Origin of the sequence: Actinomadura sp. B10D3 (genome assembly GCF_039871695.1) — a bacterium.
In the GTDB taxonomy this organism is placed as follows: domain Bacteria; phylum Actinomycetota; class Actinomycetes; order Streptosporangiales; family Streptosporangiaceae; genus Spirillospora; species Spirillospora madurae.
On sequence record NZ_JBDPLY010000025.1, the window covers coordinates 84,253 to 101,629 of the forward strand.

16 protein-coding genes are annotated in these 17,377 nt (G+C 71.3%); 10 read left to right on the forward strand and 6 right to left on the reverse strand.

The window, feature by feature from the left end:
• Positions 1 to 121 precede the first annotated feature (121 nt).
• From ruvC to ABGB11_RS30590, 8 genes are all read left to right on the forward strand, one after another.
• Positions 122 to 697 carry a crossover junction endodeoxyribonuclease RuvC gene (gene ruvC, locus ABGB11_RS30555; RefSeq protein ID WP_347638431.1) on the forward strand — a complete coding sequence of 192 codons (576 nt, stop codon included), beginning with the start codon at positions 122 to 124 and terminating at the stop codon, positions 695 to 697.
• Positions 694 to 1,299 (forward strand): Holliday junction branch migration protein RuvA, encoded by a 606-nt coding sequence (gene ruvA, locus ABGB11_RS30560; RefSeq protein WP_347638433.1) that lies wholly within the window; start codon positions 694 to 696, stop codon positions 1,297 to 1,299. The genes ruvC and ruvA overlap by 4 nt, the downstream gene beginning before the upstream one ends.
• Before the next feature lie 107 nt (positions 1,300 to 1,406).
• Positions 1,407 to 2,477 (forward strand): Holliday junction branch migration DNA helicase RuvB, encoded by a 1,071-nt coding sequence (gene ruvB / locus ABGB11_RS30565; protein ID WP_347638435.1) that lies wholly within the window; start codon positions 1,407 to 1,409, stop codon positions 2,475 to 2,477.
• Positions 2,478 to 2,651: 174 nt separating this feature from the next.
• On the forward strand, positions 2,652 to 3,158 hold the full coding sequence (gene yajC, locus ABGB11_RS30570; protein ID WP_347638437.1) for a preprotein translocase subunit YajC: 507 nt from the start codon (positions 2,652 to 2,654) through the stop codon (positions 3,156 to 3,158).
• A gap of 42 nt (positions 3,159 to 3,200) precedes the next feature.
• Positions 3,201 to 5,000, forward strand: a complete 1,800-nt coding sequence (gene secD / locus ABGB11_RS30575; protein ID WP_347638439.1) for a protein translocase subunit SecD — start codon at positions 3,201 to 3,203, stop codon at positions 4,998 to 5,000.
• Positions 5,001 to 5,002: 2 nt separating this feature from the next.
• Positions 5,003 to 6,181: a protein translocase subunit SecF gene (gene secF, locus ABGB11_RS30580; protein ID WP_347638441.1), complete on the forward strand. Its 1,179-nt coding sequence runs from the start codon at positions 5,003 to 5,005 to the stop codon at positions 6,179 to 6,181.
• Positions 6,182 to 6,197: 16 nt separating this feature from the next.
• On the forward strand, positions 6,198 to 6,722 hold the full coding sequence (locus ABGB11_RS30585; protein ID WP_347638523.1) for an adenine phosphoribosyltransferase: 525 nt from the start codon (positions 6,198 to 6,200) through the stop codon (positions 6,720 to 6,722).
• A gap of 449 nt (positions 6,723 to 7,171) precedes the next feature.
• Positions 7,172 to 9,346 (forward strand): bifunctional (p)ppGpp synthetase/guanosine-3',5'-bis(diphosphate) 3'-pyrophosphohydrolase, encoded by a 2,175-nt coding sequence (locus ABGB11_RS30590; protein WP_347638525.1) that lies wholly within the window; start codon positions 7,172 to 7,174, stop codon positions 9,344 to 9,346.
• Between the two features lie 43 nt (positions 9,347 to 9,389).
• On the opposite strand, the gene aspS is transcribed toward ABGB11_RS30590, so the two are convergent.
• The 3 genes from aspS to ABGB11_RS30605 are packed head-to-tail and all read right to left on the reverse strand — an operon-like array spanning position 9,390 to position 13,133.
• Positions 9,390 to 11,150: an aspartate--tRNA ligase gene (aspS, locus tag ABGB11_RS30595; RefSeq protein WP_347638443.1), complete on the reverse strand. Its 1,761-nt coding sequence runs from the start codon at positions 11,148 to 11,150 to the stop codon at positions 9,390 to 9,392.
• Positions 11,147 to 12,427 (reverse strand): histidine--tRNA ligase, encoded by a 1,281-nt coding sequence (hisS, locus tag ABGB11_RS30600; RefSeq protein WP_347638445.1) that lies wholly within the window; start codon positions 12,425 to 12,427, stop codon positions 11,147 to 11,149. Before hisS ends, aspS begins: the two co-directional genes overlap by 4 nt.
• Positions 12,428 to 12,437: 10 nt before the next feature.
• Positions 12,438 to 13,133: an MBL fold metallo-hydrolase gene (locus ABGB11_RS30605; RefSeq protein WP_347638447.1), complete on the reverse strand. Its 696-nt coding sequence runs from the start codon at positions 13,131 to 13,133 to the stop codon at positions 12,438 to 12,440.
• A 243-nt stretch (positions 13,134 to 13,376) separates the two neighbouring features.
• On the opposite strand from ABGB11_RS30605, the gene ABGB11_RS30610 reads away from it, so the two are divergent.
• Together ABGB11_RS30610 and ABGB11_RS30615 are read left to right on the forward strand one after the other, a co-directional pair.
• Positions 13,377 to 14,129 carry a peptidylprolyl isomerase gene (locus tag ABGB11_RS30610; protein ID WP_347638449.1) on the forward strand — a complete coding sequence of 251 codons (753 nt, stop codon included), beginning with the start codon at positions 13,377 to 13,379 and terminating at the stop codon, positions 14,127 to 14,129.
• A 72-nt stretch (positions 14,130 to 14,201) separates the two neighbouring features.
• On the forward strand, positions 14,202 to 15,437 hold the full coding sequence (locus ABGB11_RS30615) for a DUF349 domain-containing protein (protein WP_347638451.1): 1,236 nt from the start codon (positions 14,202 to 14,204) through the stop codon (positions 15,435 to 15,437).
• A 22-nt stretch (positions 15,438 to 15,459) separates the two neighbouring features.
• Here ABGB11_RS30615 and ABGB11_RS30620 read toward each other — a convergent pair whose 3' ends face one another.
• From ABGB11_RS30620 to ABGB11_RS30630, 3 genes are all read right to left on the reverse strand, one after another.
• The gene (locus ABGB11_RS30620) at positions 15,460 to 16,020 is read right to left on the reverse strand and encodes a TIGR03086 family metal-binding protein (protein ID WP_347638453.1); all 561 of its coding nucleotides are present in this window, start codon (positions 16,018 to 16,020) and stop codon (positions 15,460 to 15,462) included.
• 65 nt (positions 16,021 to 16,085) lie between these two features.
• Positions 16,086 to 16,715, reverse strand: coding sequence for a DUF305 domain-containing protein (locus ABGB11_RS30625; protein ID WP_347638455.1), 630 nt, complete (start codon positions 16,713 to 16,715; stop codon positions 16,086 to 16,088).
• Positions 16,712 to 17,365 (reverse strand): DUF3105 domain-containing protein, encoded by a 654-nt coding sequence (locus ABGB11_RS30630; protein WP_347638457.1) that lies wholly within the window; start codon positions 17,363 to 17,365, stop codon positions 16,712 to 16,714. Before ABGB11_RS30630 ends, ABGB11_RS30625 begins: the two co-directional genes overlap by 4 nt.
• Between the last annotated feature and the right edge of the window lie 12 nt (positions 17,366 to 17,377).

A 17,377-nucleotide genomic window follows, 5' to 3' on the forward strand; every position in this document is an offset into this window, starting at 1 on the left:
TCCGGACGGCGGCGTTCGGTGTCTCCGCGTTCGCGGCCACGCCGTTCTCCCCGGACTGCTTCTGGCCGGCGGCGCCGGTTGATAGCGTTGTCCGGCCGAACAGGTGATCGAAGGAGTGGCCGTGCGGGTGATGGGGGTGGACCCCGGGCTCACCCGGTGCGGGGTGGGGGTCGTCGAGGGCGCTCCCGGCAGGCGGCTGCACCTGGTGCGCGTGTCGGTCGTGCGGACCGCGCCCGACGAGGACCACGCCCGGCGCCTGCTGGGCATCGAGGCGGGCATCGAGGCGCTCATGGACGAGCTGCGGCCCGACGCCGTCGCCGTCGAGCGCGTGTTCTCCCAGCACAACGTCCGGACCGTCATGGGGACGGCGCAGGCCGCCGGCATCGCCATGCTGGCGGCGGCCCGGCGCGGCCTGCCCGTCGCGCTGCACACCCCGAGCGAGGCCAAGGCCGCCGTCACCGGGAACGGCCGCGCCGACAAGACGCAGGTGACCGCCATGGTGACCCGGCTGCTGTCGCTGGAGACGGCGCCGAAGCCCGCGGACGCGGCCGACGCTCTCGCGCTGGCCATCTGCCACGTGTGGCGCGGGGGAGCGCAGCAGCGCCTCGCCCAGGCCCGGCGGTCGCGGATCGAGGAGGCGGCCAGGGCCGAACGGGAGCGGCTCGCCGCACGAGGCAGAGGAGGAAGCGTCCAGTGATCGCGTTCGTCAGCGGCCGGGTGGCCGCCGCGGGCCCCGACGGGGCGGTGATCGACGTGCACGGTGTCGGCCTGGCGGTGCAGTGCACCCCCGCCACCCTGGCCGGCCTGCGGGTCGGTGACGAGGCGAAGGTGCCGACCTCGCTGGTCGTCCGGGAGGACTCCCTCACCCTTTTCGGGTTCGCCGACGACGACGAGCGCACCGTGTTCGAGCTCCTGCAGACCGCCAGCGGCGTCGGACCGCGCCTCGCCCTGGCGATGCTGGCCGTGCACACGCCGAACGCGCTGCGCCGCGCCGTGACCACCGACGACACGGCCGCGCTCACCAAGGTGCCGGGCATCGGAAAGAAGGGCGCGCAGCGCATCGTCCTGGAACTGAAGGACCGCCTCGGCGGCCCCACCGGCGATGACGCCGGCGACCTGCGCGCGCCCGCCCGCGCCGAGCCGTGGCGCGAGCAGGTCCAGATGGGCCTGGTCAACCTCGGCTGGTCCGCCAAGGACGCCGACGCCGCCGTGGACGCCGTCGCCGCCGACCTCGACGGCGGGCCCACGCCCCCGGTCGCAGCGTTGCTGAAGTCCGCTCTTAAGAAGCTCAGCAAATGATGAGCGGCAGCGAACCGGGGGGTGTGGGGGGTCGCCCCCCACAGGGAACAGGGATGAGCGGCAGCGAACCGGGGGGTGTGGGGGGTCGCCCCCCACAGGGAACAGGGATGAGTGAGGATGCGGAGCGGCTTGTCTCGGCTGATGCCGTGGGAGCCGAGGAGCAGGTGATCGAGGCCGCGCTGCGGCCGAAGAAGCTGTCCGACTTCATCGGGCAGGAGCGGGTGCGCGAGCAGCTGTCGCTCGTGCTGCACAGCGCGCTGCGGCGCGGCCGGACGCCCGACCACGTACTGCTGTCCGGCGGGCCGGGGCTCGGCAAGACCACCCTCGCCATGATCATCGCGGCGGAGCTGGGGCAGCCGCTGCGGATCTCCTCCGGTCCGGCGATCGAGCGCGCCGGCGACCTCGCGGCCGTGCTGTCCACGCTCGCCGAGGGCGAGGTCCTCTTCCTGGACGAGATCCACCGGCTGGCGCGGCCCGCCGAGGAGATGCTCTACATGGCCATGGAGGACTTCCGCGTCGACGTCGTGGTCGGCAAGGGGCCGGGCGCGACCGCGATCCCCCTGGACATCGCGCCGTTCACGCTGGTGGGGGCCACAACGAGGGCGGGGATGCTGCCCGGCCCGCTGCGCGACAGGTTCGGCTTCGTCGCGCACATGGACTTCTACGAGCCCGCCGAGCTGGAGGTCATCGTCCGCCGGTCGGCGCGGCTGCTGGACGTGGAGATCTCCGACGACGCCGCGGCCGAGGTCGCCGGGCGCTCCCGCGGAACGCCGCGCATCGCCAACCGGCTGCTGCGCCGCGTCCGCGACTACGCCGAGGTCCGCGCCGACGGGGTGATCACGCGGGAATCGGCGTGCGCGGCCCTCGCGTTGTACGAGGTGGACGAACGGGGCCTCGACCGGCTCGACCGTTCCGTTCTGGAGTCGCTGATGCGCAAGTTCGGCGGCGGGCCGGTGGGCCTGTCGACGCTGGCCGTGTCGGTGGGGGAGGAGCCCGAGACCGTGGAGGTCGTCGCGGAGCCGTTCCTCGTCCGGCAGGGGCTGCTCGCCAGGACGCCGCGCGGGCGGATCGCGACGCCCGCCGCGTGGGCGCACCTGGGCCTCGCCCAGCCGCCCACGGCGCCGATGGCGGGTACGCTGTTCGATCTGGGAGAGGACACCGGTGCGCCGGAACAGTGATCATCCGGTAACGGGTTGGGAACTTCCCGGCGTCGTCGATCGTCACGTCGTTGCCGGTCTCTGGCGTACTCTCTAGACTCCGGGACTTGGTTCACCGTCTCCAGCCGGCGGTCCCGTGAACGTGACCGGTTTGGTCACAGGCTGGGCAATCGACATCGGAAGGACGCCCCGGTAATGGGCAGCGAAATGATTCTCGCGGAGAGCGCGGGCGGCAGCGGGGCATTCAATCTGCTCCTCCTCCTCGCCGTTCCTCTGGTCTTCTACTTTCTGCTGATCCGGCCGCAGAGCAAGCGCCGGAAAGAGCAGATGCATATGCAGAACGCCATGGAGCCGGGGGCCCGCGTCCTGACGACCAGCGGCATGCGCGCCACCATCGTGGAGGTCGACGACGACGGCGTCGTGCTGGAGATCGCCGACGGTGTGGAGGTCCGCTTCGTCAAGCAGGCCGTCATGCAGGTCCTCAAGGACGAGGAGCCCGAGGACCTCGACGACGAGCTCGACGAGGAGGACGGCGACCGGGACGAGGACGGCGAGGGCGTCGACCTGGACAAGAACGAGTCCGAGGTCGACCTGTCCAAGGACGAAGCGGCCGACGAGGCCGCCGAGACCGAGGACGAGGACGGCGAGCCCGAGTCCAAGCCGAAGGGGAAGGCGAAGGTCAAGGCGGACAAGACCGCCTGACCCTCCCCACGGCGACGACAAAGACGGGAAGTACGACGACAAGTGGCTCCGCCCAACAACGCTCCCAAGCCGGGGCGCACGCTCCTCGCGCTGTTCGCGGTCATGGCGGTCCTGGCAGGACTCGCGGTCTGGCAGGGGCAGAAGACCCCCAAACTCGGTCTCGACCTCGCCGGCGGCACGACCGTGACGCTCACGGCCAAGACGTCGAACGGCAAGAACCCCCCTGCCTCGCAGATGGACCAGGCCGTCAAGATCATGACGCAGCGCGTCAACGGTTTGGGGGTGTCCGACGCCGAGGTCACCAAGCAGGGCAGCAACAACATCGTGGTGAACGTCCCCGGTGAGGGGCAGGGCCGCGTCGTCAACCTGATCGGCACGACGGCGAAGCTGCAGTTCCGCCAGGTGTTCGCGGTGGCCGACGGGCGCCCGTCGGCCGGGGCCGCGCCGTCGCCGTCCGCGAGCCCGTCCCAGAAGGGCAAGGGCGGCAAGGACGAGGGCAAGAGCCCGTCGCCGTCCGCGTCGGCCTCCCCCTCCGGGTCGCCGTCGTCAACGCCGCGCGGTCGGGCCCTGTCGGGCGCGCTGACCGCCCCGACCCCCTCCCCGTCCGGCACGGGGACCCCGTCGCCCTCGCCGTCGGCGTCGTCGCCGCTGGGCCAGCCGTCCGGGCAGCCGGCGGCGCCCGCGCAGGACTACCCCGGCGTGACCGACAAGGCCGTCATCAAGCAGTTCGAGGCGCTCGACTGCTACAACGGCGACCGGCGCGCCCCCGGCGCCAACGACCCGAACCGCAAGTTCGTCGCCGCCTGCGACCAGGACGAGGAGAGCGACCAGGTCGCCAAGTACATCCTCGGGCCGGTCCGGGCGCTGGGCGAGAACGTCGACGAGGCCGCGGCGATGCCGCCGGACTCCACGCAGGGCAAGGCCAGCTGGTCGGTCTCGCTGAAGTTCGACGGCAAGGGCGGCCGCGACTTCGGGGCGGTCACCACCGACGCGTCCGCGGCCTACCAGCAGGACCCGTCCTCCCCGCGGGCGCAGGTCGCGATCATCCTGGACGGCCAGGTCGTCTCGGCGCCCTCGATCCGGGAGGGCCCGATCACCGGCGGCACCGCCAGCATCGACGGCCCGCCCGACAGCTTCAACCAGGAGTACGCCACCGACCTCGCCAACGTGCTCAAGTACGGTGCGCTGCCGCTGGAGTTCACGCAGAGTTCCATCGACGAGGTGTCGTCCACGCTGGGCTCCGACCAGCTGACCGGCGGCCTGATCGCGGGCGCGATCGGCCTCGGCCTGGTGGTGCTGTACTGCATGTTCTACTACCGGGGCCTCGGTCTGGTCGCGGTGTCCAGCCTGGTCGTGGCGTCGGCCGTCACCTACCTGTCGGTGGTGATCCTCGGTGAGGGGATGGGTTTCCGGCTCTCGCTGCCGCACATCATCGGCCTGATCGTCTCCATCGGCATCACCGCGGACTCGTTCATCGTCTACTTCGAGCGGCTGCGGGACGAGCTGAGAGCCGGCCGCAGGCTGCGCTCGTCGGTCGAGAACGCCTGGAAGCGGGCGCGGCGCACGATCCTCGTCGCCGACGCCGTCACCTTCCTCGCCGCGCTGGTGCTGTACTTCCTCGCGGTCGGCGGCGTGGCCGGGTTCGCGTTCGCGATGGGCCTCACCACGCTCATCGACGTCGTGGTCGTGTTCTTCTTCACCAAGCCGCTGGTCGCGCTGCTGTCGCGGACGAAGTTCTTCGGGCGGGGGCATCCGCTGTCCGGGCTCGACCCGACCCGCCTGCACAAGGCCGGGCAGGGCACGTCCGCCGCGACCGCCCGCAAGATGAGCCAGGAGGCCTGAGCATGGGATCGCGTGCGATCATCTCCCGGATCTACCGGGGCGAGATCAGCGCCGACATCGTCGGACGGCCGAAGGTCTGGTACTCGATCTCCGGGCTGCTGCTGGCGCTCTCGATCGCCGGCCTGCTCGTCCAGGGCCTCAACTTCGGCGTGGAGTTCAAGGGCGGCTCCGTCTTCACCTTCAAGGCGCCGAGCGCCTCGATCGAGCAGGTGCGCGGTGCCGTCGCCGAGGGCGGCGTCCACCAGATCATCGTGCAGAAGGCGGGCGGCGACTGGCGGGTGACGACCGAGAGCCTCTCCTCCGCGGATGTCACCAAGGTCAAGTCGACCGTCGCCCAGGAGCTGAACGTCTCGGCGGACAAGGTCAGCACCCAGGTCGTCGGCGCCTCGTGGGGCGGCCAGATCCAGAAGAAGGCGTGGCAGGCGCTGCTCGTCTTCATGATCTTGATCATCGCCTATCTGTCCGTGGCGTTCGAGTGGCGGATGGCCGTGGCCGCGGTCGTCGCGCTGGTCCACGACCTGGTGATCACGGCGGGTGTCTACGCCTGGTCCGGCTTCGAGGTCACCCCGGCCACGCTGCTCGGCTTCCTGACCATCCTCGGTTACTCGCTGTACGACGCGGTCGTCGTCTTCGACATGATCAAGGAGGTCACCAAGCCGCTCACCGCGACCTCCAAGACGACCTACAGCGAGGCCGCCAACCAGGCGCTCAGCAGCACCCTGGTGCGGTCCCTGAACACTTCGCTGGTCGCGATCCTGCCGGTCGGCGCGATCCTGTTCATCGGTACCACGCTGTTCGGCGCGGGCACGCTGAAGGACCTGTCGCTCGCCCTGTTCGTCGGCATGATCGTCGGTACGTACTCCTCGATCTGCGTGGCGACCCCGCTGCTCGTCCAGTTCAAGGAGCGCGAGCCGAAGTTCAAGCAGATCCGGGAGAACATCGCCCGGCGGGAGCAGAGCGCCAAGCGGCAGGCCAGGACGGCGAAGGTGAAGACCGGGGCCCGGGGGGCCGGCGACCCGTCCGACGACCCGTCCGACGACGCCCCAGAGGACGCGCCGTCCGACGACGCCGGCGCGACCACGGACGTCCGCAGCACCGTCACCGTGCGGAAGGTCGTGCAGAGCGGGACGAGGCAGCAACCCAGACGCGGCACCAGGCAGCAGCGCCGCGGTGGCAAGTAGGCGGGAGACCCTCGGCGTGGACCTCGGCAAGCTGATCCAGGAGCGGATCCGCGACATCCCCGACTACCCCAAGCAGGGCGTGGTCTTCAAGGACATCACGCCCCTGCTGGCCGACCACGTCGCGTTCGCCGGGGTGGTCGACGCGGTCGTCAACCACCACGGCCGCGGCACCATCGACAAGATCGTCGGGATCGAGGCGCGCGGGTTCATCCTCGCCGCCCCCGTCGCCTACCACTTCGGCGCCGGCTTCGTGCCGGTGCGCAAGAAGGGGAAACTGCCCGCGGCGACGGACGGGGAGACCTATGATCTCGAGTACGGGACCGAGACGATCGAGATGCACCTCGACGCGCTCGACCCCGGCGACCGTGTGCTGATCGTCGACGACGTCCTGGCCACCGGAGGGACGGCCAGGGCGGCCGCCGACCTCGTCCGCCGCGGCGGTGGCGACGTCGTCGGGCTGTCGGTCCTCCTCGAACTGTCGTTCCTGCACGGGCGCGACAAGCTGGGGAATCTGGACGTCCATTCCCTGGTTACGGTCTAGTACGAAATGGGTGCCGGATACACTGGCGCCATCGAGGTCCGATGGGGACGGGCGCGGCCCGCGGGGCGGGCAGCACACGGCGTCCAAGTGATCAGGGAGGCTGAGTGCCCGGTGAGGTGGTATCGACCGACGCGGTGAACGCCGCCGCAGACGAACGGCGCGCGTCACCGCGCGATGACCGGCCGCCCGAAGCCGGCGAGCGGGCCGCCGCGGCGAGCCCGCCGAGCGCCCCGGCCGATGCCTCGGACGAGACCGGCCCCGAGACCCCCGCCCCTCCCGCCCAAACCCCCCGGACCGACCCTCCCGCCGAAGCCGCGGGAACTCCCGCGGACGCCGACGACGCGTCCGAGACCGCCGTCCCGTCCAGGCCCACGCCGGCCACGATTCCGCCGTCCGCCGCCCGGGTGCGCCGTAGGCTCGCCAGGTTGGGCGCCCAGCGCGGCCCCGCTATGAACCCGGTACTGGAACCACTGATCAAGACGGTCCGCAACACGCACCCGAAGGCGGACCTCCGGCTGATCGAGCGCGCCTACGACGTGGCCGCGCACTACCACCGCCACCAGAAGCGCAAGAGCGGCGACCCGTACATCACGCACCCCCTCGCGGTCGCCACCATCCTCGCCGAGCTCGGCATGAACACCGAGACGCTCTGCGCTGCGCTGCTGCACGACACCGTCGAGGACACCCCCTACACCCTCGACCAGCTGAGCGCCGACTTCGGCGACGAGATCGCCGCGCTCGTCGACGGCGTCACCAAGCTCGACAAGGTCAAGTACGGGGAGGCCGCCGAGGCCGAGACCGTCCGCAAGATGGTCGTGGCGATGTCCCGCGACATCCGCGTCCTGGTGATCAAGCTCGGCGACCGGCTGCACAACATGCGCACGCTGCGCTACATGCCGCGGCACAAGCAGGAGAAGAAGGCCCGCGAGACCCTGGAGGTGTTCGCGCCGCTCGCGCACCGCCTCGGGATGAACACGCTGAAGTGGGAGCTGGAGGACCTCGCGTTCGCCACGATGTACCCCAAGCGGTTCGACGAGATCGCGCGGCTGGTGTCCGAGCGCGCCCCGCGCCGCGACGTCTACCTGCAGGAGGTCATCGAGAACGTCTCGACCGACCTGCGCGAGGCGCGGATCAAGGCCACCGTCACCGGCCGGCCGAAGCACTACTACTCGATCTACCAGAAGATGATCGCGCGGGACGTCTCCTTCGACGACATCTACGACCTGGTCGGCATCCGGGTCCTCGTCGACAGCGTCCGCGACTGCTACGCCGCCCTCGGCTCGATCCATGCGCGATGGAACCCGGTCCCCGGCCGGTTCAAGGACTACATCGCGATGCCGAAGTTCAACATGTACCAGTCGCTGCACACGACGGTGATCGGCCCCGAGGGCAAGCCCGTCGAGCTGCAGATCCGCACCTGGGGGATGCACCGCCGGGCCGAGTACGGCGTCGCCGCGCACTGGAAGTACAAGGAGGAGACGGTCGGCGGCCGCAAGGCCGGTGACATGCAGTGGCTGCGCCAGCTCCTCGACTGGCAGAAGGAGACCGCCGACCCGGCCGAGTTCCTGGAGTCGCTGCGCTTCGACCTGTCGGTCTCCGAGGTGTTCGTGTTCACCCCGAAGGGCGACGTGATCGCCCTGCCGCAGGGCGCGACCCCCGTCGACTTCGCGTACGCGATCCACACCGAGGTCGGGCACCGATGTATCGGCGCCCGCGTCAACGGGCGCCTCGTCCCCCTCGAATCGACCCTCGACAACGGCGACACCGTCGAGGTCTTCACCTCCAAGTCGCAGGACGCCGGCCCGAGCCGCGACTGGCTCGGCTTCGTCAAGAGCGCCCGCGCCCGCAACAAGATCAAGCACTGGTTCTCCAAGGAGCGCCGCGACACCGCGATCGAGTCCGGCAAGGACGCCATCGCCCGCGCGATGCGCAAGCAGAACATGCCGCTCCAGCGGATGATGTCGGGCGAGGCGCTCCTCGCCCTCGCCCGCGACATGCGCTACCCGGACGTGTCGTCGCTGTACGCGGCCGTCGGCGAGAGCCAGGTGTCGGCGCAGCACGTCGTCCAGAAGCTCGTGGACGCCCTCGGCGGCGTGGAGAGCGCCGAGGAGGACCTCGCCGAGATCGCGCTGCCGACCCGCCGCAAGCGGGGCCGGCCCGCCGGCGATCCGGGCGTCGTCGTCGCCGACGACCCCGACGTGTGGGTCCGCCTGTCGCGCTGCTGCACCCCGGTGCCGGGCGACGACATCGTCGGGTTCGTGACCCGCGGCCACGGCGTGTCCGTGCACCGCGCCGACTGCGCCAACGTCGCCAGCCTCAAGTCGCAGCCGGACCGGCTGATCGACGTCAAGTGGTCCCCGGGCGAGGACTCGGTCTTCCTCGTCGCCATCCAGGTCGAGGCGCTCGACCGGCCGCGGCTGCTGTCGGACGTGACGCGCGTCCTGTCGGACCAGCACGTGAACATCCTGTCGGCGTCGGTCACCACCACCCGCGACCGCGTCGCCGTCAGCCGCTTCACCTTCGAGATGGGCGACCCGAAGCATCTCGGCCACGTCCTGAAGGCGGTCCGGTCGATCGACGGCGTCTACGACGTCTACCGGGTGACCAGCGGCGCCACCCAGTAGAAAGCGGCCGCCGGAACCGGCGGCCGCTCTCCCTGCGTTCCGGTCAGGCCTCGGCGGGCTCGTCCTCGGGGATCACGTCGACGCCGGCCTCGGTGCGCTGCTGCGCGGTGATGGGGGTCGGCGCCGCGGTCAGCGGGTCGTAGCCGGAGGCCGCCTTCGGGAACGCGATCACGTCGCGGATCGACTCCTGCCCGGCGAGCAGCATGACGACGCGGTCCCAGCCGAACGCGATGCCGCCGTGCGGGGGCGGGCCGAACTTGAACGCCTCCAGCAGGAACCCGAACTTCGACTCGGCCTCCTCCTTCGACAGGCCGAGCACGTCGAACACGCGCTGCTGCATCTCCGCGCGGTGGATACGGATGGATCCGCCGCCGATCTCGTTGCCGTTCAGGACGAGGTCGTAGGCGTCGGCGAGAGCGCCGCCCGGGTCGTCCTGGAAGGTGTCGGCGAACTCCGGCTTCGGCGCCGTGAACGGGTGGTGGACGGACGTCCAGCCGATCTGCTCGCCCTTGTCGTCCTCAACCGGCTCGAAGATCGGCGCGTCCACGACCCAGACGAACCTCCACGCCGACTCGTCGATGAGGCCGCGGCGGCGGCCGATCTCCAGACGGGCCGCGCCGAGCAGCTCCTGCGTGGCGTGCCGCTTGCCCGCACCGAAGAACACCGCGTCGCCCGGGGCGGCGCCGGTCTTCGCGGCGAGGCCCTCCTTCTCGGCGTCCGAGAGGTTCTTGGCCACCGGGCCGCCGAGCGTCCCGTCCTCCTGGACGAGCACGTAGGCGAGGCCGCGGGCGCCGCGGGCCTTCGCCCAGTCCTGCCAGCCGTCCAGCTCCCTACGGGTCTGGGACGCGCCGCCGGGCATGACCACGGCGCCGACGTACGGGGCCTGGAACACGCGGAACGACGTGCCGGAGAAGTACTCGGTCATGTCGGTCAGCTCGAGGCCGAACCGCAGGTCGGGCTTGTCGGAGCCGTACCTGGCCATCGCCTCGGCGTAGGTGATGTGGGGGATCGGGCGGGGGATCTCGTACCCGGCGATCTCCTGCCACAGCCGCGCCACCAGGTCCTCGCCGACCTCCAGGACGTCGTCCTGGCCGGCGAACGACATCTCGATGTCGATCTGGGTGAACTCCGGCTGCCGGTCGGCGCGGAAGTCCTCGTCCCGGTAGCAGCGGGCGATCTGGTAGTAGCGCTCCAGCCCGCCGACCATGAGGAGCTGCTTGAACAGCTGCGGGGACTGCGGCAGGGCGTACCAGTGGCCGGGCTTGAGCCGGACGGGGACGAGGAAGTCGCGGGCGCCCTCCGGCGTGGACCGGGTGAGGGTGGGCGTCTCGACGTTGACGAAGCCGTGCTCGCGCATCACCTCGTGCGTCAGGAACGACGCCTCCGAGCGCACCTTGATCGCCCGCGCGACGCTCTCGCGGCGCAGGTCGAGGTACCGGTACTTGAGCCGGATCTCCTCGTTGACGTTGACGTCGCCCTCGATGGGGAACGGCAGCGGCGCCGCGTCCGACAGCACCTGGATCTCGGCGGCGGCGACCTCGATGTCGCCGGTGGGCAGCTCGGGGTTCTCGTTGCCCGCCGGCCGGACGCGGACCTCGCCGACGACCTTGATGCAGAACTCCGAGCGCAGGTCGTGCGCCGCGTCCTCCTCCCGGAAGACGACCTGGGCGGTGCCGGACGCGTCCCGCAGGTCGATGAACGTGACGCCGCCGTGGTCGCGGCGGCGGCCGACCCAGCCGGCCAGCGTGACCTGCTGCCCGGCGTGCTCCTTGCGGAGCGTGCCCGCCTCGTGGGTGCGGATCATGTGGAGAGCCTTTCCTTCAACGTCGTGATGAGGTCGGTGAGCGGGACGGCGGTCTGCTCGCCCTCGGCCAGGTCCTTGACCTGGGCGACGCCGTCCGCGATATCTCGCTCCCCGAGGATCACGGCGTAGCGGGCGCCCGAGCGGTCCGCGTCCTTCATGGCGCCCTTCAGCCTCTTGCCGCCGAACGCCATGTCGGCGGCGATCCCGGCGCGGCGCAGGCCGGCGACGAGCCCGAACATGCGCCGCTCCGCGGCGTCGCCGAGCGCGACGCCGAACGCCTCGCAGCGCGGCTTGGCGGCGAACGCGGCGTCCTCGCCCTCCTGCGACTCGGCGTCCAGCGCCAGGATCGTGCGGTCCAGGCCGAGCCCGAACCCGATGCCGGGCAGCGGCGGTCCGCCGATGTCCTCCGACAGGCCGTCGTACCGGCCGCCGCCGCCGATGCCGGACTGGGCGCCGAGCAGCGGGTGGTCGAACTCGTAGGTCGTGCGGGTGTAGTAGTCCAGGCCGCGGACGAGGGTGGGCGTGTCCTCCCAGGCGATGCCGAGGTCGGCGAGCAGCTCGCGGACCCGGTCGTGGTGCGCCTTGCACGCCGGGCACAGGTGGTCGGCCATCAGGGGGGCGCCGGCGAGCTGCTCGCGCACCCTGGGGCGCTTGTCGTCGAGCACCCGCAGCGGGTTGATCTCGACACGGGCGCGGGTGTCGTCGTCCAGGTCCAGGCCGCGCAGGAACTCCTGCAGCAGGGCACGGTAGGCGGGACGGCACTCCTTGCAGCCCAGCGAGTTCAGCAGCAGCCGCACCCGCGTCAGCCCGAGGGACCGGTACCAGTTCCACGCGATCGCGATCGTCTCGGCGTCGACCTGCGGGTCCTCGCTGCCGATCGCCTCCAGGTCGAGCTGGTAGAACTGCCGGTAGCGGCCCTGCTGGGGTCGCTCGGCGCGGAACGCCGCCCCGGTCGTCCACACCTTCGCCGGGAGGGCGCCCTTGTGCAGGTTGTGCTCCAGGACGGACCGCAGCACCGACGCGGTGAACTCGGGCCGCAGCGTCAGCGACCGCCCGCCCCGGTCCTCGAACGTGTACATCTCCTTGGAGACCACGTCGGTGGACTCGCCGACGCCGCGCCGGAACAGGTTGGTGTCCTCGAACACGGCCAGTTCGAGGTAGCCGTATCCGGCCAGCCTCGCCTGCTCGGCGAACGCCTCCCGGATGGCGTAGAAGAGGTCCGCGCGCGGCGGGACGTATTCACTGACCCCCTTGGGGGCCCGGAAGTTCGAACTCATGGTCTTTTGGTCAGAATCCCTTGTTGGGTCCGTCCGCGGGCGTCAGCTCCGCCAGGAACGGATTGGTGGCCTTCTCGCGGCCGATTGTGGTCTGCTCGCCGTGGCCGGGCAGGACGGCCGTCTCGTCGGGCATGGTCAGGCACACCCGTGACAGGCTCGCGAGGATCTCCTCGTACGATCCGCCCGGCAGGTCGGTGCGTCCGATGGAGCCGGCGAAGAGCAGGTCTCCGGTGAACATCACGTCGGGGATCTGCTCCGTCTTCGGAGTCCGGAACGTCACCGACCCCGGTGTATGGCCGGGTGCGTGGTCGACGGTGAAGCTCAGCCCCGCCAGCTTCAGCTCGGCCCCGTCCGCCAGCTCCTTCACATCGTCCGGCTCCGACAGCTCGAGGCCCCCGAACAGCTGCTGCCCGGCGGCCAGCGACAGTCCCTTGGCCGGGTCGGTGAGCAGGTCGCGGTCGTCCGGATGGATGAAGGCGGGGACGTCCTTGGCGCCGCACACCGGGGCCACCGACCACACGTGGTCGATGTGGCCGTGCGTGAGCAGTACCGCGACCGGCTTCAGCCGGTGCTCGCGCAGGATCTCCTCGATGCCGTCCACGGCGTCCTGGCCGGGGTCGATGATCACGCATTCCTCACCCGCGGCGGGCGCCACGACATAGCAGTTCGCGGCGAACGATCCGGCGGGGAACCCGGCGACGAGCACGGTCGTCCTTCCTTAGAACCATCTCGGTTGGGCCTGTCCGAGGGTACCGGCGCCGCCGTGGCCACCGCGAACGAGATAGCGCGGTCGCCGTGTCGGGCCGGGGGTCCCGCGGGCCGGTCCGGCCGGCGCACGGTCGCGGCGGGGCGGCGGGAAAGCGCTCCCTGAACGTCGAGACGCTTTTACTCCCCGGTACCGCTACTATGCGCTGCACGTTCACCTGATCACACCGGAGAGGCGAGGTACGTGGCGGGGAAAGACCGCAAGAAGCAGCTCGCGCGGCAACGCTACGAGCGCCAGCAGCAGCGGCAGGCGCAGGAGGCGGCGAGGTCGCGCCGACTCAAGATCATCAGCGCGGCGGCCGGGGTGGCGGTCATCGTCGTCGGCGGCGTCGCGTTCATGGTGTTCACCGGCAAGGACGACGAGTCCACGGCCGCCGAGCCCAAGTGCACCTACAAGGAGGCGCCGGGGGAGGGCGCGCCCAAGGGGCTCGGCACGCCGCCGGCCACGCCCGCGCAGAAGGGCGTCGTCCAGACGACGGTGAAGACCAATCAGGGCGCCGTGGAGATGCAGCTTTACGCCGACAAGGCGCCGTGCACGGTCAATTCCTTCGCGTATCTGGCGCAGAAGAATTTCTTTGACAAGACCTCGTGCCACCGGCTCACGAGCGGCGGCCTGAACGTCCTGCAGTGCGGCGACCCGACCGCGAAGGGAACGGGCGGCCCGGGCTACCAGTACGCCAACGAGAACACCAATGGCGCCATGTACACCGAGGGAACGCTCGCCATGGCGCACAGCCAGCTGCCCGACTCCAACGGCAGCCAGTTCTTCATGGTCTACAAGGACTCGCAGCTTCCGCCGGACTACACCGTCTTCGGGAAGATCACGAAGGGGCTGGACGTGCTGCAGAAGGTCGCCAAGGCGGGTTCGGACCCGAAGGGCGACGGTAAGCCGAAGAAGAAGGTAGAGATCCAGGACGTCACGATCGCCGGGAAATAGGCGAACGGGATACTAAGGTGTGGAGGGTCCGGAAGGTGAGAGCCGTCCGGACCCGCGATTCAGGAGGCAAGGGTGTCCAGCGCGACCGATCCCTGGGGCCGGGTGGACGAGGACGGCACCGTCTACGTCAGGACGGCCGGCGGCGAGCGCGTCGTCGGGTCCTGGCAGGCCGGTGCGCCTGAGGAGGCCCTGGCCTACTTCAAGCGCAAGTACGACGCGCTCGTCACCGAGATCGGCCTGCTCGAACAGCGGGTCCGCACCACCGACCTGCAGCCCGCCCAGGCCCAGCAGGGCATCGACCGGCTCCGCGAGGCCGTCGCCGACGCGCACGCCGTCGGCGATCTCGACGCGCTGACCCGCCGCCTGGACGCGCTCACCGAGGAGGTGGGGCGGCGCCGCGAGCAGGTCAAGGCCCAGCGCGAGCAGCACCGCCACGAGGCCCGCGAGGTCAAGGAGCGGATCGTCGCCGAGGCCGAGCGCATCGCCGTCGAGGAGACGCACTGGAAGAACGGCGGCGAGCGCCTCCGCCAGCTGGTCGAGGAGTGGAAGGCGGCCGACCGCATCGACCGCCCCACCGAGACCGCCCTGTGGAAGCGGCTGTCGGCCGCCCGCAACGCCTTCACCAAGCGCCGCAAGGTTTACTTCGCCACCCTCGACGACCAGCGCGAGGAGGCCCGCAGGGAGAAGGAGCGCCTCGTCGCCGAGGCCGAGTCGATGTCCGGCTCCACCGACTGGGGCGAGACGGCCGCCGCATACCGCGACCTCATGCGCCGGTGGAAGATGGCCGGGCGCGCCTCCCGCGACGCCGAGGAGGACCTGTGGGCGCGCTTCAAGGGCGCCCAGGACACCTTTTTCCAGGCCCGCAGCGCCGCGTTCGCCGAGCGCGACGCCGAGTTCCGCGAGCACGCCGAGGAGAAGGAGAAGATCCTCGCCGAGGCCGAGCGGCTGCTGCCCGTCCGGGACGTCCGGCAGGCCCGGCAGGCGCTGCGCGCGATCCAGGAGCGCTGGGAGGCCGCCGGCATGGTCCCCCGCGACCAGCGCGACCGCCTCGAAGGCCGGCTCCGCAAGATCGAGGAGGCCGTCCGCGCCGCCGAGGAGAACGAGTGGCGCCGCACCAACCCCGAGGCCCGCGCCCGCGCCGAGGCCACGGTCGGGCAGCTGCGCAGCTCCATCGAGCAGCTGGAGAAGCGCCTCGGCAAGGCCCGCGAGGCCGGCCGAGAGAGGGACGTCCGGGAGGCCGAGGAGGCCCTCGACGCCCGCCGCGCCTGGCTGGAGGAAGCCGAGCGCACCCTCGCCGAATTCTCCTGACCTCCCAGGGGGCGACCCCTGGTCAGGACCTGCCGAGGAAGGCGAGCATCCGGGTCTGCTCGTCCGCGCCTCGCGGGGCCCGGAGAGGCGGCGCCAGGCGGCCCGCGGCGCGCAGCGGCGCGGCGAGGACCTGCGCGGTGGCGAACGCGTGGTGGACGAGGTCCGGGTCGAGGCGGGACGGCTGGCCGGTGGCCACGGCCAGGTCCCAGGCGTGCACCAGCGGTTCCAGCAGGTAGCCCTCCAGGTAGTCGCCCAGCGGGAGCTCGCCCAGCGCGCCGAACGGGATCAGCGCGCCCAGCGCGTCCGGGGTGAGGGCCGCGGCGCACTCCTTGCGGGCCGTCCGCCAGCTCATCAGCACGTCGCCCGTGACGAACCTGGCGGGGTCGCGGCCGATGTCGGGCTCGGGTCCCCCCGCGGCCAGCGCCCGGATCAGGTACTGCCCGCCGGCCACGTGGCCGGCGACGTCCCGGGCGGTCCACCCCTCGCAGGGCGACGGCGCGTCCCACCCGTCGCGGGGCACGCCGGCCACCAGGCCCTCGAAGAGGTCGAGGGCCCGGTGGTAGCCGCTGAGGTTGTGAGCCATGGTGGTCAGTGACCCGCGAACCGTCCCCGCTGTCAAGCGCTATCGCGAAGGTCGCCTGTCCGGGATCACGCCGCGGCGGCGCCGCGGGCCCGGAGCAGGGTGTTCATCCGCCTGATCTCCGCCTCCTGGCCCTTCACCATCGTCCCGGCCAGCCGGCGGACCCGGTCGTGGCCGGTGCGGGCGAGCACCGCCCGCGCCATCGCCACGCCGCCCCGATGGTGAGCGGTCATCAGCCGCAGGAACAGCACCTCCGCGGCGCGGTCGGACGCCTTCTCCAGGTCGGCGAGCCGCCCGCGCGTCGCCATGCCCGGCATCGCGCCGTCCCCGCCGCCCCGGTGGCCGCCGTGCCCGGACATCCAGCGCATCCGCCCGGACGGCTCCGCCTGCGGCAGGCCCCATTCGTCCAGCCAGGCCGTCATCATGCCGATCTGGACGGACTGGGTGTTGATGATGTCGTAGGCGAGCAGCCTGACCTCCGCGTCGTCCGTCCGGTCCCTGACGATGAACGACATCCGCACCGCCTGGGCGTGGTGGGCGCTCATGTCGCGGGCGAACCCGGCCTCCGGGCCGTCGGTTCCCGGACGGCCGGAGCGCGCGACGGCCATCGCCACCAGGACGGCGCCGGCGAGCAGGACGAGCGCCGCGAGGACGACGGTGACCCGCCGACCCCGCGGCGCCGCGGTGCTCCCGCTCACGCGGTGTCCTTGGCGCCGTCGCAGGGCGCGCCCGGCTCGAGCGTCTGGGGGCCCTTCACGAAGGCGCGCAGGAACGCGTCCATCCGGGCGTCGGTGGCGTTCTGGAGCTTGAGCTGCCTTCCCCAAGCGGTGAGCGTGACCGGGGAGTCCTGGGACGGGTACGGGCTCAGCAGCGTGTAGTCGGTGCCGGTCACCTTGGTCTTGAGCGCCTCCAGCTGGTCGGCCGCCAGGCCGGGACGGTAGGTGATCCACACGGCGCCGTGCTCCAGGGAGTGCACGGCGTTCTCGTTCTGCAGCGGCGCGTCGTAGACGCGGCCGTCGCAGTTCTGCCAGACGGGGTTGTGGTCCCCGCCCATGGGCGGGTCGAAGTCGTACGCGACGGTGCCGGAGACGTGGTCGCTGCTCAGGCCGTCCTTGGTGACCAGGCCGGAGATGGACGGTGAGTCGGCGGACGACGTCCTGGTCTGCATGAACGCGTACCCGATGGCGATGACGGCCACCAGGCCGATCACACCGAAGAAGGCGATGCCGCCCCAGGGGACCTCGCGCTGCGTCAGAGCATTCTTCTTGGGGGCGTTCTTCTTAGGAGCGTTCTCAGCGCGGGCGCTGTCGTTGTCGCGTGCGTTCTTGACACGGGTGCTCTTGGACATGAGAGCGGTCCT